Consider the following 26,354-nt stretch of genomic DNA (forward strand, 5'->3'; position numbering starts at 1 on the left):
ACCGGCCAATGGCTTTGCCCGTCGACCAACTGGCTGCGGTGCCGGAGGCCGCGACCCGCAGGGACTCGCTCGAGATCATCCTCGAACAGGACCGTACGCGGCTGCAGGAACTGACCCCGGTGCGACATCAGCGGATGTCGGCCACGCCGTTCACGTTTTATCGCGGTGCGGCGGCGGTGATGGCCTCCGACCTCGCGGCGACTCCCAGCACCGGCATCGTGACCCAGTTGTGCGGAGACGCGCATCTGAGCAACTTCGGCTTGTTCCGCTCACCGGAACGCGCGATGGTCTTCGACCTCAACGATTTCGACGAGACGCACCCCGGCCCGTTCGAGTGGGACGTGAAGCGCCTCGCGGCCAGCATGGTCATCGCGTCGCAGGCGAACGGCTTCGACGAGACGACGGGCCGCAGCATGGCGCGCCTCGCGGCCAAGGCGTACCGGAAGACGATGATCGCCAGCGAGGCCAAACCCGCCCTCGAATGCTGGTATGCGCGAGTCGACGCCGACGAGGTGGTCGCCGATCTCGGTGACCGCTTCGACACCGCCGCGTCGAAGCGGACGCAGAAGGCGCTCCGGAAGGCGCGGCACCGGGACAGCGCGCAGGCGCTCGAGAAGCTCTGCTACGTCGATCTCGCGGGGGCGCACATCAAGAGCGATCCGCCGCTGCTGGTGCCGGCGTCCGAGGTCGCGCCGTCGATGTCGAAGGTCCAACTCGACGACTACTTCGGTGAGGCCTTCGCACGCTACGCGCGCACCCTGCCCGCGCACGTCGCCGAGTTGTTCTCGCAGTACTCCTTCATCGAGGCGGCGCGAAAGGTCGTCGGCGTCGGCAGCGTCGGCACCCGGTGCTGGATCGCGCTCTTCGGCGGGGCGCGGGGGACCGATCCGCTCTTTCTTCAATTCAAGGAGGCCTCCGAATCGGTCCTCGCGCCGTTCGTGCCGGGCTGCGAGTACACCAATCAGGGACAGCGTGTCGTGTTCGGTCAGCAACTGTTGCAGGCGTCGAGCGACATCTTCCTCGGATGGGTCCGTGCGGCCGGCGCGGAGGCGACGGTCGACACCGACTTCTACGTGCGCCAGCTGCGCGACGGCAAGGGGTCGGTGGTCGTGGAGTCGCTGCTTCCGGCCGGGATGGAGTACTACGGGGCGCTGTGCGGCGAGGTGCTGGCGCAGGCGCACGCGCGTACCGCATCCCGCCACGAGATCGCGGCATACCTGGCCGACGCGGGAAAGGCCTTCGACGCGGCGATCGCCGACTTCTCGGTGGAGTACAGCCGCATCAACATCGGTGACCACGGACGCCTCGATGCCGCGGTCGCCGACGGGTCGGTCAGCTCCGGTGCCCTCGAAAACCCGTCCTGACCTGACGATTTAGTAGTTCGGCCGAGCTCGTTGTACGCTATTGCAGGTCATACACGGGGTATGGCGCAGCTTGGTAGCGCGCTTCGTTCGGGACGAAGAGGTCGTGGGTTCGAATCCCGCTACCCCGACGCTTTGGTTGAGAAGCAGTTGAGGCCCCCGGCCTGCAGAGATGCGAGCCGGGGGCTTCCTCGTATCGTGCGTGTCCGTTCTGCTCAGGTGTCAGATCGTCGTTGAGACCCGGCCTTGCGGTAGAGGTCAGGCTTCCGCGAGCTTACTGCTCAAGCAGATCGTGCCGACCCCGACGCTCGATACCGCGGCGTAACTGTTCCATCGGAGTTCTCTCGGTCAGTGATCGTGCTACGGCCGCCTTCTGGGCGGATTCGGGCTGACGGCGGACGCCCGGCCAGTTCATCAGCGATGGGACAGGCACCCACTCGAGTCGTTCAGAAGGAGGACTCCGGTGGCAGTTCACGCACCCAGTCTTGTGTTGAACTCGTGAGCCTGATTCACTTGAAAAAGTCCGTTGCTAACTGATGCAAGCGGACGCCGCCCCGTCCGGCGGTTGCTCTGGGGAGGGTAGTGAACCGGACGGGTGCGATGACGCGGTCCGTCCCGCTCCTGTCTAAGGGGAGGGAGCCGGACGGACCGCCCTCGAATAGCCGGTCTCGTGCGCCGGGAACTACGCCGCGACCTCAAGCCTCGATCGGCAACTCGCGGATCACTCGCGCGGGATTGCCCGCGGCGAATACATGGTCGGGGAGATCGCGAGTGACGACGCTCCCGGCTCTCATCTGACGCGGCATCACCCAGCTGCCCTCGCCGAGGCCGCCCAGCAATTCACGCAGCAGTGCGTCGCGCACGCCGTCCTCGTCGGCGGCGGTCGCGTTGAATCGGTCCAGCAGCCGCGCGCAGGCCTTGCGCAACCCGACCAATTCGGGATCGGCGTCGCGGTACAACTCGCCGGCCAGCATCCGTTCCCGGTCGGTGGTCATGCCGTCTCGGTCAGCTGAACTGGTCGGCGAGCTGGGGCAACGACTGCTGAACGCTGTCGACGTCGCCGCCGTTCGACACCGCGGTCAGCGTCAGCAGCGACGCCTCCGGGCGGCAGCAGAACCGGGCGGGCGCGTACGGCGAGGTACCGAGGCCTGCGCTGACGTGCAGCTTCATCGTCGAACCCCAGTTGGAGACGCCCTTGACCCGCGAACGATCGAGATGGCAGTTGGTCACCAGCGCGCCGTAGCCGGGCAGGCACAGCTGACCGCCGTGCGTGTGGCCCGCCAGCACGAGGTCGTACCCGTCGTCGGCGAAGGAGTCGAGCACGCGGGGCTCCGGTGAATGCGTCAGCCCCAGCCGCAGTTGCGCGAGCGGGTTGGGTCGCCCGGCGATCGCCTCGTAGCGGTCGCGTTCGATGTGCGGGTCGTCGACGCCGGCCGCGACGATGCGCACCGAGCCGACCTCGAGTTCGCGCACCGTGTGCGTGGCGTCGAGCCAGCCGCGTTCGGTGAAGGCCGCGCGCAGATCCTGCCACGGCAGCGGCTCACCGTGCGTGCGTGTGTGGTTCTTCTTGAAGTACTTGAACGGGTTCTTCGGTTTCGGGCCGAAGTAATCGTTGGAGCCGAAGACGAACAGGCCGGGGCGCGCGAGCAGCCCGCCCAGTGCCTGCACCACAGCGGGGACCGCGCTGGGATGGGCGAGGTTGTCGCCCGTGTTGACCACCAGGTCGGGCTCGAGTCGCTCCAGCTCGGAGATCCATGCCTGCTTGAGATGCTGGTTCGGCATCATGTGGATGTCGCTGATGTGCAGCACGCGCAAGGGCGACGATCCCGGCTCCAGCACCGGCAGCGTCGCGTGACGCAGGGTGAATGCGTTGCGTTCGATCACCGTCGAATACACGAGACCGGCGGCGGCCGCACCGGCGGCACCGGCCACGACGCGGGTGAGAGCTGAGGCGTCACGTGTGGTGCGCGAGGGCGCACCGAATCCGGGAACCGAGACCATGGACTTCAGGATACGCGCCGAAGACGCCCGCCGACCCCGCGCTGCGCCGTCAGCCGCCGGGCACCTCGATGACCACCGGACCCACTCCCGGCACCTGCACCGTCTTCTCCGCCGGTTTGTCTGACGTGCCGTCGCCGGAGGTCTTGCCGCGGCCGTTGCTCACGTACATCGCGATGGTGCTTCCCGGCATCGCGCTGTCGGAAGGAGCGGTGAAGACGACGGTGCCCTTGGGGCGAGTGCTCTCGATTTCGAGTTCGGTGACCTTGAAACCGGCCTCCTGCAAGCGCGAGGTGGCCTGGCTGGCGGGCAGTCCGCTCACTTGCGGGATGCGTCCGCGGTCACTGCCCGCGACGTACTGCGGATCCACGGGAGGCAGCGCGACCGGACCGAACTTGGTCGCGATCGGTCCGATCGCCGAGAACCACGTCCGTGCCGGCTCGAAGCCGCCGTACAGATTTCCGTCGCCGCACTGGCGCAGCGGCGAGGTGCAGATGCCCGCCGGGTGCGAACCGTCGTTGTAGGTGTAGACGGCGGCGGCGAGGCGGTTGGTGAATCCGAGGAAGGCCGCCGAGCGGTGCGCCTCGGTGGTGCCGGTCTTGCCCGACAGCGGCAGGTTCCAGCCCGCCGCCGAAGCCGCGGCCGCCGACGTGCCGCCGCCCTTGTCGTCCTCGCTCATCGCGTTCGCGAGCGTGTTGGCCAGCCCGGACTCGACGACCTGTTCGCACTTGGGCGGGTTGAACGGGACGTTGACCATCGCGCGCTGTCCGTTCTGGTCGAGCACCGCGTTGCCGTACTGATCGCGCTTGACCTGCTGGATCGACGCGATCGGGTTCGGCGGACACCACGTGCCTCCGGAGGCGAGGGTCGCTGCGACGTTGGAGAGTTCGAGCGCGTTCACTGCGAACGGGCCGAGCGTGAACGAGCCGAAATTACCCTTCTTCACATACTCGGCGAGGCTCTGATCGCCGACACCCGAGGTACCGGGCTCGTTGTACGAGCGCAGTCCGAGCCGCACCGCCATGTCGACCGCGGGCTTCACCCCGACCTGCTGAAGCAGCTGGACGAAGGTGGTGTTCGGCGACGTGGCGAGGGCCTGCGTCACCGACGCCGACGGCGGATACGCGCCGGCGTTCTTGACGCAGTACGCGTTCACCGGACAACCGAACGCGCCGTTGCTGTCGCCCATGCCGTACACCGCGACGCTCGACGGGATCGGCAGCACGCTGCCCGTGCCCAACCCCTTCTCCATCGCCGCGGCCGTGGTGAACAGCTTGAAGATCGAGCCGGCGCCGTCGCCGACGAGAGAGAAGGGCTGCGGTTGAACAGTCTCATCGCGCTTGGCGTCGAGGCCGTAATTGCGGCTCGAGGCCATCGCCAGCACGTCGTGAGAGTCCTTGCCGGGAGCGACGATGCTCATCACGGTCGCGATGCCGTCGGTGTCCGGAGCGGTGTGCTGCTGCGCGGACCGCACCGCATCGGCCTGGACCTCGGGATTCAGGGTGGTTCGGATGAGGTAACCGCCCCGCATCACCTGTGCGCGCGGGATGCCGTTGTCGGCCAGGTACTGCAGGACGTAGTCGCAGAAGAAGCCGTTGTTGTGCGCGGAGATGCATCCCTGCACGGGGGTCTTCGGCGCGGGCAGCACGCCGAGCGGCTTCTTCTTCGCCGCCTCGAGTTCGGCGCGACGTTCGGGGAAGTTCTCGATCATGGTGTCGAGCACGGTGTTCCGTCGCGCCATGGTGGCCTGCGGATCGGTGTACGGGTTCAGCCCGGAGCTCGACTGGACCATGCCGGCGAGCATGGCCGCCTGTTCCACCGTCAGCTCCTTCGCGGAGTGACCGAAGTACGTCTGGGCCGCGGCCTCCACACCGTAGGCGTTGTTGCCGAAGGGTACGACGTTCAGGTAGCGGGTCACGATCTGCTTCTTCGCGTCCTGCTTCGCGGCGGCGTCGTCGAGTCCCTTCTCCCGCTTGGCCTGATCGGTGAGCGTCTGCTCCAGAGTCAGGGCCATCCGCACCTCCCGCAGTTTGCGCGCGGGTGTCGTCTCCGTGGCCGCTTCGCGCTCGGCCTCGGTCCGGGCCAGAACCAGCAGTTGGTAGTTCTTGATGTACTGCTGATCGAGCGTCGAGGCACCCTGTTGCACCTCACCCGACGACGAGTTCTTCAGGGCCGCACGGATGGTGCCCTTCCAGTCGACGCCGTCGTGTTCGAGGAAACGCCGGTCCTCGATCGAGATGATCGCCCGGATCATGTCCTGCGAGATGTCGTTGTATCCGACCTGGTAGCGGTACTGGTCGTAGAGGAGCGCAATCGGTGTGCCGTTCGCGTCGGTCACCGTGGTGACTTCGGGGACGGTTCCGCCCAGCAGCTCGGACGACGAGTTCTCCATCGTGGCGGCTGCCCGGTTCGAGAGCACGCCCATTCCGGTGGCGACGGGGAACAGGAGTCCGGCCACGAGGACCGCGGCCATCACGACGGCGACGGCCAGGCCTGCGAGGTTCGAAGTCTTGCGCACGATGGCCAGGATACGTGTGATTCGCCGCGGGGCGCCGTATCCACCTGCGCGGATGTCGGCCCGACCTGCGTCGAACTCAGGACCATAGCCCACCGACTTGCGTTGCATCGGCCGCCTCAATAGATTGGAAACGTGAGTTACCTAACAAAGAAACTCATTGGTAGGTACGAATCACAGCAGGATCTTATGCATGCGCTCAACCAGGGGCATGTCGATGGGTTTGTGAAAGGCGGGATTGCGCAATGACTCTGGCGCCGTTGACCACCGTTGACTCAGAGGCTCGACTGGCTTGGGTTTCCCAGGCGCGTTGTCGTGGAGGTGACCCGGACGATCTGTTCGTCCGCGGAGCTGCTCAGAGGAAGGCTGCGACCATCTGCAGACACTGTCCGGTGCAACTCGAGTGCGGTGCGGATGCGCTCGACAATCGCGTCGAGTTCGGCGTCTGGGGCGGAATGACCGAGCGGCAGCGTCGCGCGCTGCTCCGTCAGCATCCCGAAGTGACGTCGTGGGCGGCGTTCTTCGAAGCGCAGCGCCGACGACAGCGTCTCGGCGCAGTTCCCGACCAGAACTGAACGACGAGGAGCCCGGCACGCGCCGGGCTCCTCGTCGTCTGGGGCTGTGCGGTCCTTCGGTCAGCCGCGGCTGGTGATCTGTTCGGCGACTGCGCGCAGGGCCGACATGTCGGCCACCTCGAAGGGCAGCGCCGGCACACCCACCAGCGGAACGCTCGGGTGCGACGAGGTGAACCGCTGAAGCAGGCGCACCTCGCGCTTGGCGGTGGCGGCGCGCTCGGTGTGCACTTTCAGCACGCCGCGCGTCAGTTCATCGTCCATGCCGGTCATCGCGGTCTCGGCCGCAGCGGCCGTCATGGAGGTGAGCGTCGGGTGGGTCCGGTTCACGATCAGGCCGGTGAGCGGCATCGAGTCCTTCGACAGCCGTTCGACGAAGAACGAGGCCTCGCGCAGCGCATCGGGCTCGGGGGCGGCCACCACGACGAACTCGGTTCCGGGCTGCTTGAGCAGTTCGTAGGTGCGGTTGGCGCGCTCTTGGAATCCGCCGAACATCGAGTCGAGGGACTGTACGAAGGTCGCCACATCGCGCAGGATCTCCCCGCCGACGATCGTGGAGATGCCTCGCATCGCCAGGCTCATCGCCCCGGTCAGCACGCGGCCGACGCCGCGACCGCCGCCGACGAGCATGCGCATCAGTCGACCGGACAGGAACGAGCCGAGGCGCTGGGGGGCGTCCAGGAAGTCGAGCGCATTCCGGGAGGGCGGCGTGTCGACGATGATCAGATCCCACCGCTGCTCGTCGAGGAGTCGGCTCAGCTTCTCCATCGCCATGTACTCCTGCGTGCCCGAGAACGACGACGCCACTGTCTGATAGAAGCTGTTGTTCATGATCGACTCGGCGCGCTCCGGCGTCGAGTGTTCGATCACCATGTCGTCGAAGGTGCGCCGCATGTCGAGCATCATCGCGTCGAGACTGCCCGCGCCGTCGAGCCTGTCGAGGGGAACCGGCTGCGGTTCGTTGGTCAGCTCCGACATTCCCAGCGACTGGGCGAGGCGACGTGCCGGATCGATCGTCAGAACCGCCACTCTGCGGCCGCGCTCGGCGGCGTGCAGGGCCATCGCCGCGGCGGTCGTCGTCTTGCCGACGCCGCCCGACCCACAGCACACCACGACGCGGGTTCCAGGGTCGGCCAGCACCGCGCCCATCTTCAGGTCGGGCATTACGCTCCAGCCTCCTTGAGCACGGCGGACAGTTCGTACAGGGCGCCGAGGTCGACACCGTTCTCCACGGTCGGCAGTTCCACCTGCGCGGCGTCGACGTCGTCGAGTTCGGCGCGCGCGATCTGCTGCGCCTGAAGCCGTGCCGCGTAGTCGATGGTCTCGGTCAGCAGACCGGCCAGATCGTCGTCGGACAGGTGGACGCCGGCCTCCGCCAGGCTCTTCTCGATCCGTGCCGAGTCGATGCGGCCTTCGGCGATGGCGTCCGCCTCGGCCTCGGGAAGATAGGACGGGTTGACGCGATTGACGACGATGGCGCCGATGTTGAGGTTCTTGGCACGCAGTTCGGCGACTGCCTCGATGGTCTCCTGCACCGGCATGGCTTCCAGGAGGGTGCATAGGTGTATCGCGGTCTCCGGCGAATGCAGCAGTGCCGCAACACCTTCGGACTGATTCCGAATGGGGCCGCTCTTCGCCAGATCGCGCATCGCGGTGGTCACGTCGAGGAAGTTGCCGATTCGGCCGGTCGGGGGTGAGTCGACGACGATCGCGTCGTAGGTCCGCGCGCCGTTCTTGTCCGTGGCGATGACGCGTTCCTTGATCTTGCCGGTCACCAGGACGTCCTTGAGTCCGGGGGCGACGGTCGTGACGAAGTCGATCGCGCCGACCTTCTTGATCGCCCGCCCGGCGAAGCCGAGGTTGTAGAACATCTCCAGATACTCCAGCAGGGCGTGCTCGATCTGAAGTGCGAGCGCCCACACCGAGCCACCGCCGTCCATCCCGACCAGTTGAGTGTCGGTGGGCGGAAGCGGGGGGACGTCGAAGAGCTGGGCGATGGCCTGCCGTTCCTCGCACTCGACGAGCAGGACCTTCTTACCCTCGGAGGCGAGGGTGAGTGCCAGCGCTGAGGCCACCGTCGTCTTGCCGGTGCCGCCCTTGCCGGACACGAAATGCAGACGCGCGCTCGCCGCCTGCGCCGGCCACGCCCCGGGACCGTCCTTGCGAACTTCGTTGACCACGCCGATCACCTTATCGACCGTGTCTACTGTGACCGCGGTTAACCGTTAAGGTTGGCACCATGAGTGAAGTCACCGCCTGGGAATACGTCACCGTTCCGCTGCTCACGCATGCGACCAAGCAGATCCTCGACCAGTGGGGCTCGGACGGCTGGGAACTGGTGAGCGTTCTGCCCGGTCCCACCGGAGAACAGCACGTCGCATACCTCAAGCGTCCGAAGGCCTGACCGATGAGCGGGCAGTGGTCGAAGCGCTTGGCGGAACTCGGAATCGATCTTCCGACGGTGGTCGCACCGGTCGGCAGTTACACCCCCGCACTCCGCGTCGGCGATCTCGTGTACACCTCGGGACAGATCCCGGTGGCCGACGGTCAGGTGAGGGTCACGGGGAAGGTGTCCGAGGGCGCGGAAGGCATCGTCACGCCGGAACAGGCGAACGCGGCGGCTCGGCTCTGCGCGCTCAACGCGCTCGCGGCCGTGCACGCCGAAGTCGGCATCGACTCGATCGTCCGGGTGGTCAAGGTGGTCGGATTCGTCGCCTCGGCACCCGGATTCACCGGTCAGCCCGGCGTGATCAATGGAGCGTCGGACCTGCTGGGTGAGATCTTCGGCGAGGCCGGCGTCCACGCGCGGTCGGCCGTCGGGGTCGCCGAACTCCCCCTGGGCGTGCCCGTCGAGGTGGAAATCGTCGTCCAGGTGAAATGACCCGACCGGGGAGCGGTGCCCGGAGGCTGCGGACCAGCGTGCGTCCCGAGGAACAGGAAGCGGTGATCCTGGCGGCGGCGCGCCGCGAGTTCGCGGAGGTCGGAGTGCGGCGGGCCGGCATGGACGCCGTGGCGCGCGCCGCGGGCGTCTCGCGCAGCACGCTGTACCGGCGTTTCCCGAACAAGGACGCATTGCTCGCGAAGGTCGGCGAGGCGATCGCACTCGCGACCATGCGGCATCTCGCCGCGGCCGTCCGCGGCCTGCCGCCGCGCGAGGCGGTGGTCGAGGCCTTCGTCGAATGCACGCGGATCGTCGACGAGGATCCGCTCGTGCGCCGACTGCTGCTCGACGAGCCGGACGTCGCCGACGTTCTGGTGAGCCAGACCTCCCGTACCGCCGGAGAGTTCCTGGAAGCCTCCGGCGCCGCGGTCGCGGGCACGCTGCGTCGTGCGGGCGCGACCATGCCCGACGACGATCTTCTGCTGGTGTCGGAGCATTTCGTACGCGTCGCGCTGTCGCTCACGCAGATCCGGACCTCGCGTCTGGACATCGCGGACGTCGAGACCGTCCGGGCCTACGCCACGAAGTTCCTGGCACCGGTGGTGTGGTGACGCGGCGGTCGCTCGGTAGGCTCGGTGAATGCCCCTTCATGCCGACGCTTCCGCCGACGACAAGCCGGTCCATCCCGCATACGGCGTAGTGCGTGAGGTGACGCCGTTCGCCTCTGTGCTGCTGTGTCACAATCCCGGCTCGTTCGAACTCGACGGCACCAACACCTGGATCCTGCGAGCGCCGGGTTCGTCGACCGCGGTGGTCGTGGATCCGGGACCGACCAAGCACGGCAAACACGTGCGGGCTGTCGCGGCCGCGGCCGGGGAGGTCGAACTCGTCCTCATCAGCCATCGCCATCACGATCACGTCGGTGCATGCAAGAGGATGCGCAAACTCGCGGGCGCACCGCAGCGGGCCTACTCAGACGAGTACTCGGTGGGCGCCCCGCGGTTGCGGGACCGTGAAGTCATCGAGGCGGCGGGCGTGACCATCACGGTGATGCACACCCCGGGACATACGGCCGACTCCACGAGCTTCCTCGTCGAGTGGGAGGGGCAGCGTGCGATCCTGACCGCCGACACCATTCTCGGTTTCGGCACCACCGTGCTCGATCCGTCGGACGGTTCGCTGAAGGACTACTTCAACTCGCTCAATCGGCTGCTGGTGGAGGCCTCCGACGCGGTCGTGCTGCCCGGACACGGCCCCGACCATCCGGAGCTGGAACCCATTGCGCGCTACTACAAGTCGCATCGCGAGGAACGTCTCGCGCAGATCGTCGCCGCGCTCGACGAACTCGGTGTCTCACCGGAGAAGGCCAAGCCGATGAAGGTGGTCCGGAAGGTCTACTCCGACGTCGATCAGAAGCTCTGGCCGGCCGCGAAGATGTCGGTGAAGACTCAATTGGAGTATCTCCGCACGCTGTGAGCGCGTGCGGCGGAGATCAGGACTGACAAACAGGTCCGAGGGCGAAATGCCCTCGGACCTGTTTGTCGGTACTGATTTTGCGCTTGCTCAGCGTGCGCGGCGCGCGAGGCGCTCGGAGTCCGCGATCAGGACACTCTTGCCCTCGAGTCGCAGCCATCCGCGCTGTGCGAAGTCGGCGAGCGCCTTGTTGACGGTCTCGCGCGAGGCGCCGACGAGCTGGGCGATCTCTTCCTGCGTGAGGTCGTGCGTGACGCGCAGTGCGCCGCCCTCCTGCGTGCCGAAGCGCTGCGCCAACTGCAAGAGCTGCTTGGCGACGCGACCCGGGACGTCGGTGAAGATCAGGTCGGCGAGGTTGTTGTTGGTGCGGCGCAGGCGACGTGCCAGCACGCGGAGCAACTGCTCGGCGATCTCCGGACGGTCCTTGATCCACTTGCGCAGCGCGTCGCGGTCCATGGTGACCGCGCGGACCTCGGTGACGGTGGTCGCCGACGAGGTGCGGGGGCCGGGGTCGAAGATCGACAGCTCACCGAACATGTCCGACGGACCCATGATGGTCAGCAGGTTCTCGCGACCGTCCGGCGAGCGGCGGCCGAGCTTCACCTTGCCGGACAGGATGATGTAAAGACGGTCGCCGGGTTCGCCCTCGTGGAAGATGACATGACCGCGCGGAAACTCGACCGGCTGAAGTTCCTTCGCGAGAGCTGCGACGGCGGTGGGTTCGACACCCTGGAAAATGCCGGCCCGTGCTAGTACTTCTTCCACCTAAAGAACCTCTCTCAAATGCTTTTGCCGCGTCCAGTGATAAAGACTACGTGAAAGATCATAGATGTTGGATTGATCACTGTTCGCATTAGTAGGCAACTAGCGCGCGTCGTACCTGCGGCTCGGGCCGCCTGCACGCTCACCGGACTTCAGGACGCGCGACTGGATTCCGGTTCGTCTGTTTCCGCGATCGGCTTGCTGCGCCGGCTCCGGAGCTCGTCGAGTGCGGCGGGCAGCCCGTCTTTCGCGAGGTTGCTCACGTCGGTCTCATCCGCGGCTTCCAGGAACTCCTCGACGTGGGCCGGGCCCACCGACAGTCGGTCGAGTCCCGCCTGCACCCTCTCCATCGCGAGTGCGAAGAGCATCAGCACAGCGGGGAAGAGAAGTCCGGCCAGTCCTTGCATGAGGAACAGTAAACACCGGGGCCGTGGGGGTGCCGCAAACCCAGACGGCTCTCGTCACCGAGTTGTGACCTGCGGTTACCCGGGCCGGCGAGGTCAGCCGACCGCGCGGCCGGGGGCACGGCGGCTAACCTGGTCTGTTGTGAGTAGACGCAAGGAGGAGACCAGGCTGGGCCTGGTCCGGCGGGCGCGGCGGATGAACCGAGCGCTGGAGGCGGCCTTCCCGCACGTCTACTGCGAACTGGATTTCACAACGCCGCTGGAACTGTCGGTCGCGACGATCCTGTCGGCACAGTGCACCGACGTGCGCGTGAACCAGGTGACGCCCGCGCTCTTCGCCAGGTACCCGGACGCGCGCGCATATGCCGAGGCCGACCGGACCGAGTTGGAGGAGATGATTCGGTCCACCGGCTTCTATCGGAACAAGGCCAATTCGATCATCGGCCTGGGGCAGGCGCTGGTCTCGCGGTTCGGTGGCGAGGTGCCGGCGAATCTCAAGGATCTGGTGAGCCTTCCCGGCTTCGGGCGCAAGACGGCCAACGTCGTCCTGGGCAACGCCTTCGGCGTGCCGGGGATCACCGTCGACACGCATTTCGGCCGGCTGGTCCGCCGCTGGGACTGGACTCGGGAGACCGACCCGGTGAAGGTGGAGCACGCGGTGGGCGCGCTGTTCGAGAAGCGCGACTGGACCGACCTGTCGCATCGCATCATCTTCCACGGTCGGCGCGTCTGCCATGCGCGCAAACCGGCGTGCGGTGTCTGCGTGCTCGCCAAGGACTGTCCCTCCTACGGTGAGGGGCCCACTGACAAGGGCGCGGCGGCGGCACTGGTGAAGGGGCCGGAGACCGAGCATCTGCTCGCCTTGGCCGGAGTCGAGCAGTCGGGAGCGGCTCAGTGAAGATCCTGAAGGAGCCCGCGGCCCGGGCCACGCTGGCATTCGTCATCGTCGCGGTCGCGCTAATCGTGGCGCTCTGGCCCCGTGGCGGGCCCGACGACACCGCGGGCGGCGGTGGGACGACGGCGGCGACCTCCACCTCTGGTGTGACCGATCAGCAGGTGTCCGAGGACGAGCTGAGCAAGGAGCGCGCGGCGGCCGCACTGCAGCCCTGTCCCGACGGCACGGGGCCGGCCGGCCCGCATTCCGTCCTGGCCGGTGTCACGGTTCCGTGCATGGCCACCGGCGCACCGGTGGACCTCGGCGTGACCACGGCGGGAAAGCCTCTGGTCATCAACATGTGGGCGGTGTGGTGTCTGCCCTGCCGTCGTGAGCTGCCGATCTTCGACCAGTTCTCCAAGGACGCGGGCGAGAGCCTGAACGTGCTCGCCGTTCACGCAAGCCAGGGCGGCGACAAACCGTACTTCGTCCTGAAATTCCTGCAGGAGGTCGGGGTGCATCTTCCGGTGGTCACCGATCCGAACGGTGCGGTCGCCAAGGCGATCGGGGCGCCTCGGGTGTTCCCGTCGACCGTTCTGATCCGGTCGGACGGCACCGTGGCCGATGTGCTGCCGCGAGTGTTCGATTCGGAGGCGCAGCTCGCAGAGGTGGTCCGTGAGAAGCTGGGTGTCGACGTAGGGGGAGCGCAGTGAGCGGAGTTCCGGTGGGGCCGCTCGTGTCCCGGGACCAGATCCCGCCGTGGCTGCGCCCGGTGACCGACGACCCCGAGGTCGTCAACGAGAAGGTGCTCAGCCGAGGCGGCGGTCGGGCACGGCTCGTCGCGGGCCTGCGCGGACACCGTGCCGCGGCCGTTCTGGTGCTCTTCGCCGGGTCGTTCGCCGCCGACCCGCTGGCGGCCGGAGGACTGCCCGCCGACGCGGACGTGCTGCTCACCGAGCGCGCCGCCACCCTGCGAACGCACAGCGGACAGATCGCCTTTCCGGGCGGCAGCCGCGATCCCGGCGACGACTATCCCGTCGGCACCGCGCTGCGAGAGGCGCGGGAAGAGACCGGCCTCACCGACGACGGCGTCAAAGTGCTGGCGAATCTGCCCGCCTTCCCGGTGCCGACCGGTTTCGAAGTGCACCCGGTGCTCGCACACTGGGAACGCCCCAGCCACGTGTACGCCGTCGACCACGGTGAGACGGCGAGGGTCACCAGGGTGAACCTGCGCGAACTCCTGGCACCGGAGAACCGCTTCCAGGTGAGTCGGTCCCTCGTGGGAACCACCGTGTACAAGGGCCCGGCGTTTCTCTACGACGGCATGCTGGTCTGGGGATTCACCGGTGGACTGCTGGCGGCGATCAGCGAAGCCGCGGGCTGGGACGTCCCCTGGGACACCGACGACGTGCGCCCACTGGAGCAGATGATCGCCGAGACCGGCGGTCGGCAGGTGTCGGGGTTCTCCGACCCCCGGGACGGCGGCCTCGCCGCCGACGTGAACGGAGATCGATGAGCGGATCGGTGTGGGTCGACCTGGTGATCCTCGTCGTCGCCCTGCTGGCGGCGCTGAGCGGATACCGCCAGGGTGCGGCAGCGTCCGCACTGGCCTTCTTCGGCGTGGTCCTGGGTGCGGTCGCGGGAATTCTGCTGGCTCCCGTCGTCATCGAACGCTTCGACGACGCTCGGCTTAGGCTGTTGATCGGCGTGGTGCTGATCGTCGTGTTCGTCATCATCGGCGAAGTCGCGGGCATGGTCCTCGGCGGTGCGGTGCGCAGCAGTATCCACTCCCCGGGACTGCGGCGCGTGGACAGCTGGATCGGTTCGGTGCTGCAGGTGATCGCCATCGTGATCGCTGCGTGGCTGCTCGCCTTCCCTTTGCGGAGTACGGACGAATTCCGTCTCTCGTCGGCGATCGACGGCTCGAAGGTGATTCAGACGGTCGACAAGGTGGCCCCGCAGTGGGTGCGTGACCTGCCCGACGAGTTCACCGGTCTGGTCGACAGTTCCGGGCTCAAGGAGGTGATCGGGCCGTTCGGGCAGACGCGCGTGGCGAACGTCGGTCCGCCCGACGCGGCTCTGGTCGACCAGCCCGCGGTGCGCTCGGCGAAGCGGAGCGTCGTCAAGATCAGCGGTGTGGCTCGCAGTTGCGGCCAGGCGCTGGAGGGCAGTGGATTCGTGGTCTCGCCCGAGCGCGTGATGACCAACGCGCACGTCGTGGCGGGTACCGACACCGTGAGCGTTCAGACGTCGGCGGGCGGCGATTACGAGGCCACCGTCGTCTGGTTCAACCCGCGCAACGACGTCGCGGTCCTGGACGTGCCGGGACTGCGCGCGCCGGCCCTCGAGTTCGCCTCCGGGCAGGCGCAGACGGGCGACGACGCCATCGCTCTCGGCTACCCCGAGAACGGGCCCTTCACGGTCACGCCGCTGCGCGTGCGGAATGTGGTGGAGCTCAACGGGCCGGACATCTATCAGAGCCCGCGCCAGGTGCAGCGCCAGGTGTACACGGTGCGCGGCAACATCCGTTCGGGCAACTCCGGCGGTCCGATGATCTCCACCGACGGCAAAGTCCTCGGCGTGGTCTTCGGCGCCGCAGAGGACCCGACAGAGGACACCGGCTTCGTCCTCACCGCGGAACAGGTTCAGCGCGATCTCGCGGCTTCGGAGCAGAGCGATTCCGAAGCGGCGACGCAGCAATGCGTCTCGGGCTGATCCGGGATCGATCGGACTCTCGAGCGGCGGCGTTCGTCACCGGCCGAGGAGCTGCAGCAGCAGCGCGTTGAACTCCCCGGGTGCTTCCTGGTGTGCGAAGTGCCCGGTGTCGGGAATGATCCGGTAGTCCATGTCGGCTGCCCAGTGGCGGCTCTGGACCATCACCGAGTCGAGGATGTACTCGTCGTCGTGGCCGCGCACGGCGAGGATGGGGATCGGCAGCCGCTTGTCCATGAGATCCATGAAACGCCGGCCGTCGTTGCGGAACTGCGACCGGAACGCCCACCGCCGGTACTCCAGGCTGCAGTGGGCCACGCCGGGGATCTGAATGGCGAGCCGGTTGCGGGCGATCGTCTCGGCGAAGTCGGGGCTCTGCTGCCAAGCCGGTCCGGAGCGTTCCCGGAAGTACTCCTCGATGAAGGCTCCGTCCGCCCGGGTGAGGCGACGCTCGCCCAGGCGAGGCAGCTGGTTGTGCAGGAACAGCGGGAGAAACGCCGACCGCTCCTCGGAGTTGAACAGGACGCCGCGCTTGAGCGCGCGCGGATGTGGCGACGACAGCACCGCCACCCGCTCGACGACCGCGGGATGCAGTGTGGCCGTGGCCCAGCAGACGAGCCCGCCGTCGGCGTGACCCACCAGCGTGGCGCTCGTGTGGCCGAGTGCGCGCACGAGTGCGTTGGTGTCGCCGGCCAGCGTCCACCCGTCGTATCCGCGGGGCGGCTTGTCGGAGTCGCCGTAGCCGCGCAGGTCGACGGCGACGGCGCGGTAGCCGGCCTCGGTCAGTGCTTCGAGCTGGTGCCGCCACGACCACCAGACTTCGCCGAAGCCGTGCAGCAGCAGCACCAACGGACGGTCGGCCACGAACCGCTGCGTCTCCACGGCATGAAAGCGCAGACCGTTGGCGCGGACGTCGAAGTGCCGCCACGGTCCATCGAAGCGGACCAGGGTCGGGTCCGGAGGAGTGCTCGTCAATCTGGCGGTGATGGATCAGTTGCGCATCGGGTCGCGCGCAGGCGGGATCTGCGGGTGCGCCATACCGCCGGTCGACTCGTGGTGACCGGGGATCACGGTCGCCAGCTCGTTGACCGATTCGATCGTCTTCTCCGGCGCTCGAAGCCGTTTCAGGAACACGTACCCAGCGACTATCAGGGCGATCGAGACCACCAGGAGCACCAGGAAGACGATGCCGAACGCAGCCCAGGTCGGCAGCCAGATGTCGAGCAGGAAGCCGAGGAACACGAAGAAGAACAGGCTCGCGTACAGCAGCAGCACGGCCGCCACGATCATCAGTCCACCGCCGGCGCCGGCCTTCTTGGCCTCGCGGACCAGCTCGGACTTGGCCAGCGCGATCTCGGCGCGGAACAGGGTGGAGGCGCTCGCGGCGGCGTCCTTGACCAGATTGCCGATCGTCGGTTCGCCGCTCGGTCCGAGGTTCGCGTCCGACATGGGGATCGACGGAACGCGGGGAGCGTTGCTCGGTTCACTCGGCCAGGTGTCGGAATTTCCGCTCACGAATACTCCCTTGAAGATCGTTGGTCGGTCTCATGTTGCCATGTCGGGTCGTACCGCGAAACGACACCGCCGACCCGGGCAGGTCGGCGGTGTCGATGCGGACGGTCCGGCGATCAGCTCTTGCGCGACCGGATGGCTTCGAATACGGACGGATCGACGAGGGTGGAGGTGTCGCCCAACTCGCGGCCCTCGGCGACGTCCTTGAGCAGGCGCCGCATGATCTTGCCCGACCGCGTCTTGGGAAGCTCCGGGACGATGTTGATCTCCCGGGGCTTCGCGATCGGCGAGATGTCGACCGACACCTGTTCGCGGAGTTCGGCGATCAGCGAATCGCCGGAGGCGTCGGCGCCCTCCATGAGGATGACGAATGCGACGATGCCCTGACCGGTGGTCTCGTCCGCGGCGCCGATGACGGCGGCCTCGGCCACGGCTGAGTGCGCCACCAGCGCCGATTCCACTTCGGACGTGGAGATGCGGTGCCCCGACACGTTCATGACGTCGTCCACTCGGCCCAGGACCCACAGTGCGTGGTCTTCGTCGTACCGCGCGCCGTCGCCGGCGAAGTACCAGCCCTGCTCGGCGAAGCGCGACCAGTAGGTCTCCTTGAACCGCTCGTCGTCGCCCCAGATGCCGCGCAGCATCCCCGGCCACGGACGGTCGAGAACGAGGTAGCCCTGCTCGCCGTCGGGCACCGGATTGCCGTTGTCGTCCACCACATTGGCGCTGATGCCGGGCAGGGGGCGCATGGCCGAGCCCGGCTTGGTCGCGGTGACGCCGGGGAGCGGGGAGATCATGATGCCGCCGGTCTCGGTCTGCCACCAGGTGTCGACGATCGGGCAGCGGCTGCCCCCGATGACCCCGTGATACCAGCGCCAGGCCTCGGGATTGATCGGCTCGCCGACGCTGCCGAGGAGGCGCAGCGACGAGAGGTCGTGCGCATCGGGGATCTCGCGTCCCCACTTCATGAAGGTGCGGATGAGGGTCGGCGCGATGTAATAGATCGTCACGCCGTACTTCTCGATCACCTGGAAGTGCCGGTGCTCGTTGGGAGTGTTCGGCGTGCCCTCGTAGATCACCTCGGTGGCGCCGTTGGAGAGCGGTCCGTAGACGAGGTATGTGTGTCCGGTGACCCAGCCGATGTCGGCGCCGCACCAGAAGACGTCGCGGCCCTCCTTGTGGTCGAAGACGTTGTGGAAGGTGTAGTTGGCCTGAGTGAGGTAGCCGCCCGACGAGTGGACGATGCCCTTGGGCTTGCCGGTGGTGCCGGAGGTGTAGAGCAGGAAGAGGGGATGCTCGGCGTCGAAGGCCTCGGGCTCGTGATGGGGAGACGACTCGCCGACCGTGTCGTCCCACCAGACGTCGCGGCCCTCCACCCAGTTCAGGTTCGGGTCGTGGTTGGTGCGGCGCACCACAAGCACCTTCTCGACCGACTTCGCGGCGTCGTCGCCGGTGCCGAGGGCCTCGTCGACGGCTTCCTTGAGCGGTGCCGGCTTGCCGCGTCGGTACTGGCCGTCGGTGGTGATGACGACCTTGGCCTCGGCATCGTCGACTCGCGACCGGAGGGCGGTGGCGGAGAAGCCCGCGAAGACCACCGAGTGGGTCAGGCCGAGCCGGGCGCAGGCGAGCATCGAGACGACGGCCTCGGGAACCATCGGCATGTAGATGGCGACGCGGTCGCCTGCCTGCAGCCCGATGGACGCCAGATAGTTCGCGGCGCGTGAGACCTCGTCCTTGAGCTGGCTGTAGGTGATGTCGCGCGAGTCCCCGGGCTCGCCGACCCAGTGGATGGCGACGCGATCACCTTTGCCCGCGGCGACATGACGGTCGACGCAGTTGTAGGCGACGTTCAGCCTGCCGCCGACGAACCACTTGGCGAACGGGGCGTTGGACCAGTCCAGGACCTCGCCGAATGGAGTGTCCCAGTCGAGGCGGCGTGCCTGCTGCGCCCAGAACTCGAGCGGATCGGCCTCGGCGCGGTCGTACAGCTGGGCCGTCGCATTCGCGTCGGCAGCGAATTCGGGAGACGGCGGGTAGACCTGATTTGCGCTCGAAGACATCGTCGTTTGCCTTTCCTCTGTTCGTTCATCGACTCCGGCCACACGGTGAGACCGGAACGGGTCTGCAGGGCGAAGAGACTTCCATTGTGAAGGTAATCACTACCGTCTGACAGTGTGACGGCGGGACGGTTGCATGCGGGTTGCGAGCGATGAGCGGTCGGTCGTCAGCGGTCGGCGGCGCTCGCGCAGGTGCCGCTACTGTTGAACGCGTGAGTTCAGATCCGTTGTCGCCGCTGCTCGACCTGCCCGGCGTTCGCGAGGCGTCCGACCGGGCCCGCGACGCGGTCAGCGCGGCACATCGTCATCCGATCAACCTGCGGCAGTGGGACAAGACCTCCCGCGAGGCCTCGTGGCGGGCCGGGCGGTCGTCGGCAGCGATCGACGGCGGCACCACGGACATCTCACGGTCGGATCTCGGTGACCCGATCGCCGCCGGCGCGGTCCGGGTGGCCCAGTCGCTCGACAGCGATGCGATCGATCAGGCAGTCGCGGTGTTCCGGCGCGCGCCCGCCCAGTCGCTGGCCCGCCTGCACACACTCGCCGCCGCCGACCTGCTCGACGATCCGGAGCTGCTCGGCCGTCCCCGCCCCGAGCCGCATATCGCACAGCGTCTCGACCTGCTCGGGCAGTTGATCACCGGCGGCACGTCGGCGCCGGCTCCGGTGCTGGCCGCCGTGGTGCACGGGGAACTGTTGGCGCTGGCACCCTTCACCGAGGCGAACGGAGTGGTCGCGCGCGCCGCGTCGCGACTGGTCTCGGCGATGACCGGGCTCGACCCGCATCTGCTCGGCGTGCCGGAGGTGACCTGGCTCAAGCGTCTCGGTGAGTACCGGGAACTGTCCGCACGCTTCGCTACCGGCGATCCGGAGGCGATCGGTGCGTGGATCGTTCTGTGCTGCGAGGCGATGGAGGCGGGCGGCGCAGAGGCCACGGCGATTGCCGATGCGGCCCGCGGCTGATCGGCGGTGTCACCGACGGATCGCCGTCAAGAGTAGGAGCCGCACACATATTTGCGGGCGGCCCACCGATCGGATCTCCGATCGGTGCGGCCGCCCGCAAGCACGGGCCCAAGTGACCAGGCGTGCATATGTGGGTTGTGGTACCCGCCTCGGCGAGGGACTGCTGGCATCTCGTCGTGAATCGAACGTCGGGTTGTCGGCCCAAAAGAGATTTCGCGAATGATGCCCGCAATGTCGCAGGCGCACAACACTTGTGCCAATGCGGCGCGCTCCGCGTGGGTGCTTGCCGCCCGTGCTGGGAGCTTGCCGGTCCGGGGGCTTCTGCCCTTCTCTTCCGGGAGAAGCTGGGCCGTCCGGGGCTCCGTAAGTCATTTGTACATGGTGATGCCCATCACATCAAGCCCTTCGTGAAAAATCTTCACGCGGCCTCTGACCTGGCGTTTTTCGAGTGCCGAAGCTGATAGACGATCGCTGCCGCGGCGGCGGCGCCAATCCCCGTGGCGCACAGCGCCGTACGCGTCACCGTGGCCTTGGACGACCACGGCGATGCGGGTAGCGGATTTGGGAAATCGAATATCTCCCAACCGTTCTCGGTCGCGTGGCGACGGAGCGCCCTGTCTGGATTCACCACGGCGGGGTGGCCGACCGCGGTCAGCATCGGCAGATCGGTGCTCGAATCGGAGTATGCGTAACACTCGTCCAGGCGGTAGCCGCGTTCGTCGGCGAGTGACCGCATGGCGATCGCCTTGGCCTCGCCGAAGCAGTAGAACTCGAGTTCTCCCGAGTATCGACCGTCGACCACGCGCATGATGCTCGCCCGGACCACATCGGCACCGAGGAGGCGGCCGATCGGTTCCACCATCTCGATTCCGGAGGCGGAGATGAGCACGATCTCGTGGCCTGCGCGTCTGTGTTGTTCGATCAGGGCTGCGGCCTCGCTGAAGATCGCTGGCCGGACCACCTCCTCGAGTGTCTCGGAGACGATCTCGCGAACCAGGCCGGCGTCCCAGCCGGTGCACATGTCGGTCACATGTTTGCGGAGCCGCTCCACCTGATCGTCGCCGGTGGAGGCGAGCAGGAATTGCAGCTGCGCAACCGCCGACCTCAGCATTGCGCGACGGGTGAGCAGCCCGCCGTCGAAGAAGGGGCGGGTGAATGCGAGGGCGCTGGATCGGGCGATCACCGTCTTGTCGAGGTCGAAGAATGCGGCGATCCGATCCGATGGCGTCGAGGTCACAGGCCGAATCCTAGGTGGAATCCGACGCCCGGGGAAGGGTGCCGGGAAGTGTGACGTAGAAAACACTGGAACCAGATAGTTGGTATTGCAATGTTCGCGTCTACGCGTGTAGCTTGTAGTTATCCGGTTCACGCCGGTAGCTTTCAGCCCGACCCCCCGGGGCTGAAACGCTGATGACCCCGGCCTCCTCCCCCCTGGCCGGGGTCGTCCCATTTCTGCGGTCGGATCTTCCGTTCGAACTCCACCCAAGCGAGACGAACATCCTCGATTGTCTCACCACGGTGTGGGCGTCGCGGTAGCTTCAGAGACCAGTGCACCCCGGAGGCGGGTGCGTGTCGTCTAGAGTTTGGACCCTCATGAAGCCCTTCGGACGTCTCGTCCTCGCGATCTGCGCGGTGCTGATCGGTGCCACGGCCCTGGTGGCGGCACCTGCTCAAGCCGCCCCCGCCCAGCCCGAGAACTACAACTTCTTCGGCGGAATCCCCTACGAGCTACAGCACCCGGGCGGTTCGTTGCCCGGATCCAACGACTTCCGCTGCAAGCCGACTGCCGCACATCCGCGCCCAGTGGTCCTGGTGCACGGTACCGGCGGAGCACGCACCACCAACTGGGGAGCCTATGTCCCCATGCTCAAGAACCGCGGATACTGCGTCTTCGCACTGACTTACGGCGCCTTGCCGGGCATGCCGTGGCCGCTGACCGCGGTGGGCGGCATGGACCGGATCGAGGTCAGCGCGGGGCAATTGCAGAAATTCGTCGCACGCGTGCTGGCGGCCACCGGCGCGAAGACCGTCGACATCATCGGCCACTCGCAGGGAACCTACATGCCGGAGTACTACGTCAAGTACCTCGGCGGCGCCGACAAGGTGACCAACTACGTCTCCCTCGCGCCCCTGTGGAAGGGGACCGGGTCGGTGAGTCCGTCCATGAATCAGCTCGGTCGGTTGCTCGGCGACGTCCCGATGCCGATGTGCATCGGATGTGGCGGCATGCTTCGCGGATCGTCGATGAACAAGAAGATCTGGCGCGGCGGAAGCCCGTATGTGAAGGGTGTGCACTACACCAACATCATGACCAGGTACGACGAGTTGCTGGTGCCGTACACCGCGGGCTTCGTCCCCGGCCGCCGGGGCGAGTCGGTGGACAACATCGTGGTTCAGGACAGCTGCGCACAGGACTACAGCGACCACCTCGCGATCGCGGGATCCCGCCGGGCGGCGTACCTGGCACTGAACGCGCTGGACCCGGCGCACCCGGTCACGGTGCCATGCGAGTTCGTGCCGCCGTTCACCGGGCAGTCGTAGCGACTGCGCCGCCGGGACCTGTGGACAACGCGATTTCCTGACTCGGCGTCTGCGGGCACGCTCGGATCATGAGCGATGTGCTGCTGGTCCTGGCTCAGGAGTCTCTCCACGACGATCTCGCGCGGTGCAGTGCGGCCGCCGGCTTCGCGATGGTGGTCGGCGATCCGGCGCGCTGCAGACACCAATGGCTCAGAGCCGCCGCGGTCGTCGCCGATTCGGCGGCTCTCGACGTCCTCGCCGGGCAGGAGTTGCCGCGGCGCGACGGTCTGTTCGCGGTCAGCGGCGCCGGCGACGACGCGCGGCTGTGGCGGTCGGGCCTGGTTCTCGGCGCCGACGGCGGTTTCGTGCTCCCCGAGGAGGAAGCCGCACTGGTCGCAACGCTGTCGCGAGCCCGCGAACCGCGTCGGCATCCGGCGCGTGCGGTCGCGGTGGTGCCGGGGCACGGCGGTGCCGGGGCCAGCACACTTGCCGCGGCAGTGGCGCTCGTGGCCGCACGGACGACCGGCGTGCTGCTTCTCGACGTCGACCAGGCCGGTGCGGGTGCGGATCTGCTCTTGGGTATCGAATCGGAGCCGGGCCTGCGGTGGTCTGACGTCAACGGGGAGACCGGTTCCATCGGCGGCGCGGCGTTGCGGTCGGCCGTGCCGCGCACGCGCGGTGTGGGGGTTCTCTCCGCCGGTCGCGAGCAGCCCTCGAGTCTGCGCCCGGAGACCGTGCTCGCGGCGCTCGACGCGAGCCGCGGTGCAGGAGACGCGGTGGTGGCCGACGTGGGACGGGAACCGGGGCCGGTCACGGCCGGGATCGTCGACTCCGTCGACCTGACCGTCGTGGTGACCACGGCGACGGTCGCCGCCGTCGCGGCCACCCGCCGCACACTCGACCGTCTGCTCCGTGAGCGCGAACCGCTGCTGCTGGTCCGCGGCCCGTCGCCGAGCGGACTGACCGCCCCTCAGGTCGCCGATGCCGTCGGACTGGAACTGCTCGGCGGTTTCCGAGCCGACGCATCGTTGCCCGGTCGATGCGAGGCGGGCGGGCTCACGCTGCGCCGGTTCTCCCCGCTGACCCGAGCAGCCGAAACCGTCTGCCGTCGCGCACGAGTGGGTGCCCGGTGACCGGGGTCGACGCCGAGCTGCTCGAACGGGTCCGGCATCGTCTCGCGGCCGAGGCGGGGCCGGGAGCGCCGTCGCCGGGACCGGAGATGATCGCGTGTGCGATCCGTGCTGAGTCCGGCGGGCTGCTCGGCGACACCGACCTGCTCGCGGCGTTGCGTTACCTGCAGACGGAGATGGTCGGCGTCGGACGTCTCGAAGTGCTGCTCGCCGACCCCGCGGTGACGGACGTACTGGTGGTCGGACCGCGGCAGGTGTGGGCCGACCGCGGTGACGGTCCGCAGCTGACCGACGTGGTGTTCGACGACGAGGCGAGCGTGCGCCGCCTGGCCGCGCGGCTGGCGCTCAGCGCGGGCCGCCGGCTCGACGACGCCCAGCCGTGGGTCGACGGCCGGCTCACGGGAGTCGGCCGCAGCGGTTCGCATCTGCGGCTGCACGCCCTCATCCCCCCGCTGGCACCCGACGGAACCTGCATCTCGCTGCGCGTGCTGCGGAGTGCCACACACGATTTCGAGGCGCTCGTCTCGGGCGGCTCGATCGACGCCGAGGTGAGCGACCTGGTCGCAGGCGTGATCGCGGCTCGGCTCGCCTTCTTGGTCGTCGGAGGGACCGGGGCGGGCAAGACCACTGTGCTGGGGAGTCTGCTGGGTCTGGTCGACCCGAGTCAGCGGATCCTGTGCGTGGAAGACGCGCCCGAACTGGAGCCGTGCCACCCGCACGTAGTGCGCCTGGTGGCTCGCGCGGCCAACGTCGAAGGCGTCGGTGAGGTGACGGTCCGGATGCTGGTGCGGCAGGCACTGCGAATGCGACCCGACCGGATCGTCGTCGGGGAGGTCCGGGGCGCCGAGGTGATCGATCTGCTCACCGCGCTCAATACCGGGCACGACGGCTGCGCGGGCACGCTGCACGCCAACTCGATCACCGAGGTCCCCGCCCGGATGGAAGCGCTCGCGGCCCTCGGCGGGATGGCGCGCGAGGCTCTGCACAGCCAACTCGGTCCCGCGATCCAGGTGATCTTCGGAATGGCCAGGACCGCGGGCGGTCGACGGTCGATGACCGAGATCGGAGTGGTGGAACGGGATCGAGCCGGGCTGGTCCGGGTGGTGCCCGCGTGGCGGGCCGGAACCGGTTTCACCGACCGTCGGGAGACTCTCGTGCGGCTCATCGGGAGTCGGTCGTGACCGTGGTTCCGCTGCTCCTCGCGGCAGCGGCCGCCGTCTTGCTGTGGCCGGCGCCGCAGGCTCACCGCAGACTCGAGGAACTCTGCGGTCGTGCCGATCGGGGCTCGCGCCGGCGGACCGACCCCTGGCTGACGGTCTGGGCGCTGCCCGCGGGCGCGCTGATCGTGTTCGGCGTCGCACCCGGTGTCGCCGGGGCGCTGGTGGCCGGTGCGATTACCCGGCAGCGGAGGCAGACGCGACGGGACGCTGCGCGAGATCGCGACATGGGCGAGCTGATCGCCGCGCTCGGAGTGATGGGAGCCGAACTGTCGGTCGGTGCCCCTGTGGTCCAGGCGTGTCGCGCCGCGGCGTCCGACCTGCTGCAGTCCGGGTCGTCCGGACCGGTCGCGGACGAACTGGCCCGGATGGCGGCCCGGGCCGAACTCGGCGGCGATCCGGGACCACCCCCGTCAACCGCGTCGAACCCGGTCCGGCGTCTGGCGCAGGCATGGGCCATGTCGCTCGAGTTCGGGCTGCCCATCGGTGAGGTGCTCGCCGCGCTGCGGTCGGATCTCCTGTCGAGGCAGGACTTCGCCGCGCGGACCAGAGCCGGGCTCGCGGGGCCACGAGCCACCGCGGCGGTTCTCGCAGGTCTGCCGATGCTCGGACTGGTACTCGGACAGGCGATGGGAGCCGATCCGGCTCGAGTGCTGCTGGGCACGGGGACGGGCGGTGTTCTGCTGGTGATCGGCACGCTGCTGGCGGTCGCCGGACTCGCATGGGCCGGGCGGATCACGAATAGGGCGGTGGCGCCGTGAGTGCGGCGCTGGTGCTTCTGGCGGCGGCATTGCTCGCGTGGCCACCGCCCGGGTGGGTGCTCGCCCGGGTCCGGGAGTCCGAGCAGACCGGTGCGGGGGACGAGGCCGGAGGATCGCCGGATCCCTTCGACATCGCAGCGGGCTACGACACGCTGGCGGTGTGCCTCCGGTCCGGACTGCCGCTGGCGACCGCGGCGGCGGTCGCGGCCCGGACGTCGCCGCCGGTGCTGGGCAGGTCGCTCACCAGAGCCGCGGAACTCCTGGCGCTCGGCTCCGATCCGGACCAGGCCTGGGCAGCCGCAGAGTCCGACAGCCCGGAGTTCGCGGAACTCGCGGCGCTGATCAGGAGGGCATCGCGAGCGGGTTCAGCGGTGGCCGACGTGGTTTCGGGATTCGCCGACGGCACACGGCGGCGTGCGGAGAACGCCGCTCTCGAAGCGGCCGAACGTGCGGGAGTCAAGATCAGCGGACCGCTGGGGCTGTGCTTCCTTCCCGCGTTCGTATGTCTGGGCATCGCGCCGGTGGTGATCGGCCTGGCGTCGGGACTCCTCGCGGGCGTGTGACGGAGGCGTGCGCCGGCGCCGGGCGTCCCGGGTCATTCAGACGACAGAATTCGGTTCTGCCGCTCTTTCCTCTTCTCGCC

At 68.0% G+C, this 26,354-nt stretch carries 27 protein-coding genes and 1 tRNA gene; 17 read left to right on the top strand and 11 right to left on the bottom strand.

All coding sequences use genetic code 11. From position 1 onward, the window contains the following. The first annotated feature begins 8 nt into the window (after positions 1–8). Complete coding sequence (locus tag Y710_RS03650) at positions 9–1,364, top strand: DUF2252 domain-containing protein (protein ID WP_045537282.1); 1,356 nt, start codon at positions 9–11, stop codon at positions 1,362–1,364. Positions 1,365–1,418: 54 nt separating this feature from the next. After that, positions 1,419–1,492: transfer RNA gene (locus tag Y710_RS03655), tRNA-Pro, on the top strand. 564 nt (positions 1,493–2,056) lie between these two features. On the opposite strand, the gene Y710_RS03660 is transcribed toward Y710_RS03655, so the two are convergent. From Y710_RS03660 to Y710_RS03670, 3 genes are read right to left on the bottom strand one after another with little or no spacing between them, the layout of a single operon-like run. Continuing rightward, entirely contained in the window at positions 2,057–2,356 is a 300-nt protein-coding gene (locus Y710_RS03660; protein WP_006897377.1) for a maltose acetyltransferase domain-containing protein, read from the bottom strand. Between the two features lie 10 nt (positions 2,357–2,366). Next, on the bottom strand, positions 2,367–3,362 hold the full coding sequence (locus tag Y710_RS03665; protein WP_006897376.1) for a metallophosphoesterase: 996 nt from the start codon (positions 3,360–3,362) through the stop codon (positions 2,367–2,369). Positions 3,363–3,411: 49 nt separating this feature from the next. Beyond that, a complete protein-coding gene (locus Y710_RS03670; RefSeq protein WP_062366546.1) occupies positions 3,412–5,832 on the bottom strand; it encodes a penicillin-binding protein in 2,421 nt (806 codons plus the stop codon). A gap of 287 nt (positions 5,833–6,119) precedes the next feature. Between Y710_RS03670 and Y710_RS03675 the strand changes: the two genes are divergently transcribed. Continuing rightward, positions 6,120–6,449, top strand: a complete 330-nt coding sequence (locus tag Y710_RS03675; RefSeq protein WP_006897374.1) for a WhiB family transcriptional regulator — start codon at positions 6,120–6,122, stop codon at positions 6,447–6,449. Between the two features lie 60 nt (positions 6,450–6,509). On the opposite strand, the gene Y710_RS03680 is transcribed toward Y710_RS03675, so the two are convergent. Both Y710_RS03680 and Y710_RS03685 read right to left on the bottom strand, forming a co-directional pair. After that, complete coding sequence (locus tag Y710_RS03680; RefSeq protein ID WP_006897373.1) at positions 6,510–7,610, bottom strand: ArsA family ATPase; 1,101 nt, start codon at positions 7,608–7,610, stop codon at positions 6,510–6,512. After that, positions 7,610–8,626, bottom strand: a complete 1,017-nt coding sequence (locus Y710_RS03685) for an ATPase BagA (protein ID WP_156150442.1) — start codon at positions 8,624–8,626, stop codon at positions 7,610–7,612. Before Y710_RS03685 ends, Y710_RS03680 begins: the two co-directional genes overlap by 1 nt. 59 nt (positions 8,627–8,685) lie before the next feature. On the opposite strand from Y710_RS03685, the gene Y710_RS18655 reads away from it, so the two are divergent. The 4 genes from Y710_RS18655 to Y710_RS03700 are packed head-to-tail and all read left to right on the top strand — an operon-like array spanning position 8,686 to position 10,803. Then, on the top strand, positions 8,686–8,850 hold the full coding sequence (locus Y710_RS18655; RefSeq protein ID WP_006897371.1) for a Sp36 family protein: 165 nt from the start codon (positions 8,686–8,688) through the stop codon (positions 8,848–8,850). Between the two features lie 3 nt (positions 8,851–8,853). Continuing rightward, positions 8,854–9,327, top strand: a complete 474-nt coding sequence (locus tag Y710_RS03690) for a RidA family protein (RefSeq protein WP_062366390.1) — start codon at positions 8,854–8,856, stop codon at positions 9,325–9,327. Further along, positions 9,324–9,938: a TetR/AcrR family transcriptional regulator gene (locus tag Y710_RS03695; RefSeq protein WP_006897369.1), complete on the top strand. Its 615-nt coding sequence runs from the start codon at positions 9,324–9,326 to the stop codon at positions 9,936–9,938. The genes Y710_RS03690 and Y710_RS03695 overlap by 4 nt, the downstream gene beginning before the upstream one ends. 28 nt (positions 9,939–9,966) lie before the next feature. Further along, positions 9,967–10,803, top strand: coding sequence for an MBL fold metallo-hydrolase (locus Y710_RS03700; RefSeq protein WP_006897368.1), 837 nt, complete (start codon positions 9,967–9,969; stop codon positions 10,801–10,803). A gap of 87 nt (positions 10,804–10,890) precedes the next feature. Here the strand turns inward: Y710_RS03700 and Y710_RS03705 are convergent, their stop codons facing one another. Both Y710_RS03705 and Y710_RS03710 read right to left on the bottom strand, forming a co-directional pair. Further along, positions 10,891–11,565, bottom strand: coding sequence for a Crp/Fnr family transcriptional regulator (locus Y710_RS03705; RefSeq protein WP_006897367.1), 675 nt, complete (start codon positions 11,563–11,565; stop codon positions 10,891–10,893). Between the two features lie 149 nt (positions 11,566–11,714). Continuing rightward, entirely contained in the window at positions 11,715–11,969 is a 255-nt protein-coding gene (locus Y710_RS03710; protein WP_006897366.1) for a hypothetical protein, read from the bottom strand. A 193-nt stretch (positions 11,970–12,162) separates the two neighbouring features. On the opposite strand from Y710_RS03710, the gene nth reads away from it, so the two are divergent. The 4 genes from nth to Y710_RS03730 are packed head-to-tail and all read left to right on the top strand — an operon-like array spanning position 12,163 to position 15,555. Next, positions 12,163–12,864 carry an endonuclease III gene (nth, locus tag Y710_RS03715; RefSeq protein ID WP_231875670.1) on the top strand — a complete coding sequence of 234 codons (702 nt, stop codon included), beginning with the start codon at positions 12,163–12,165 and terminating at the stop codon, positions 12,862–12,864. Next, positions 12,861–13,553, top strand: coding sequence for a TlpA family protein disulfide reductase (locus Y710_RS03720; RefSeq protein ID WP_045537286.1), 693 nt, complete (start codon positions 12,861–12,863; stop codon positions 13,551–13,553). The genes nth and Y710_RS03720 overlap by 4 nt, the downstream gene beginning before the upstream one ends. Then, positions 13,550–14,356, top strand: coding sequence for an NUDIX hydrolase (locus Y710_RS03725; RefSeq protein ID WP_039867779.1), 807 nt, complete (start codon positions 13,550–13,552; stop codon positions 14,354–14,356). Before Y710_RS03720 ends, Y710_RS03725 begins: the two co-directional genes overlap by 4 nt. After that, positions 14,353–15,555 carry a MarP family serine protease gene (locus Y710_RS03730; protein WP_006897362.1) on the top strand — a complete coding sequence of 401 codons (1,203 nt, stop codon included), beginning with the start codon at positions 14,353–14,355 and terminating at the stop codon, positions 15,553–15,555. The genes Y710_RS03725 and Y710_RS03730 overlap by 4 nt, the downstream gene beginning before the upstream one ends. A 36-nt stretch (positions 15,556–15,591) precedes the next feature. Here Y710_RS03730 and Y710_RS03735 read toward each other — a convergent pair whose 3' ends face one another. The 3 genes from Y710_RS03735 to acs all read right to left on the bottom strand — a co-directional run bounded on the left by Y710_RS03735 (position 15,592) and on the right by acs (position 19,124). Then, a complete protein-coding gene (locus Y710_RS03735) occupies positions 15,592–16,527 on the bottom strand; it encodes an alpha/beta fold hydrolase (RefSeq protein WP_006897361.1) in 936 nt (311 codons plus the stop codon). A 15-nt stretch (positions 16,528–16,542) separates the two neighbouring features. Next, complete coding sequence (locus tag Y710_RS03740; RefSeq protein WP_045537300.1) at positions 16,543–17,001, bottom strand: phage holin family protein; 459 nt, start codon at positions 16,999–17,001, stop codon at positions 16,543–16,545. Between the two features lie 179 nt (positions 17,002–17,180). Beyond that, entirely contained in the window at positions 17,181–19,124 is a 1,944-nt protein-coding gene (gene acs / locus Y710_RS03745) for an acetate--CoA ligase (RefSeq protein WP_062366392.1), read from the bottom strand. Between the two features lie 209 nt (positions 19,125–19,333). On the opposite strand from acs, the gene Y710_RS03750 reads away from it, so the two are divergent. Continuing rightward, positions 19,334–20,083: a Fic family protein gene (locus tag Y710_RS03750; RefSeq protein ID WP_039867776.1), complete on the top strand. Its 750-nt coding sequence runs from the start codon at positions 19,334–19,336 to the stop codon at positions 20,081–20,083. Positions 20,084–20,501: 418 nt separating this feature from the next. On the opposite strand, the gene Y710_RS03755 is transcribed toward Y710_RS03750, so the two are convergent. Beyond that, complete coding sequence (locus tag Y710_RS03755) at positions 20,502–21,320, bottom strand: HAD family hydrolase (RefSeq protein WP_062366394.1); 819 nt, start codon at positions 21,318–21,320, stop codon at positions 20,502–20,504. 356 nt (positions 21,321–21,676) lie between these two features. On the opposite strand from Y710_RS03755, the gene Y710_RS03760 reads away from it, so the two are divergent. The 5 genes from Y710_RS03760 (at position 21,677) to Y710_RS03780 (ending at position 26,274) form a co-directional block, all read left to right on the top strand. Next, a complete protein-coding gene (locus Y710_RS03760) occupies positions 21,677–22,624 on the top strand; it encodes an esterase/lipase family protein (protein WP_062366396.1) in 948 nt (315 codons plus the stop codon). A 68-nt stretch (positions 22,625–22,692) separates the two neighbouring features. Continuing rightward, entirely contained in the window at positions 22,693–23,736 is a 1,044-nt protein-coding gene (gene ssd / locus Y710_RS03765; protein WP_062366397.1) for a septum site-determining protein Ssd, read from the top strand. Then, a complete protein-coding gene (locus Y710_RS03770) occupies positions 23,733–24,914 on the top strand; it encodes a TadA family conjugal transfer-associated ATPase (RefSeq protein ID WP_062366399.1) in 1,182 nt (393 codons plus the stop codon). Before ssd ends, Y710_RS03770 begins: the two co-directional genes overlap by 4 nt. Then, positions 24,911–25,711, top strand: coding sequence for a type II secretion system F family protein (locus Y710_RS03775; protein ID WP_045538944.1), 801 nt, complete (start codon positions 24,911–24,913; stop codon positions 25,709–25,711). The genes Y710_RS03770 and Y710_RS03775 overlap by 4 nt, the downstream gene beginning before the upstream one ends. Next, complete coding sequence (locus Y710_RS03780) at positions 25,708–26,274, top strand: type II secretion system F family protein (protein WP_006898135.1); 567 nt, start codon at positions 25,708–25,710, stop codon at positions 26,272–26,274. The genes Y710_RS03775 and Y710_RS03780 overlap by 4 nt, the downstream gene beginning before the upstream one ends. Positions 26,275–26,354: the final 80 nt, after the last annotated feature.

Origin of the sequence: Gordonia sp. QH-12 (assembly GCF_001578675.1) — a bacterium.
GTDB classification, from domain to species: domain Bacteria; phylum Actinomycetota; class Actinomycetes; order Mycobacteriales; family Mycobacteriaceae; genus Gordonia; species Gordonia sihwensis.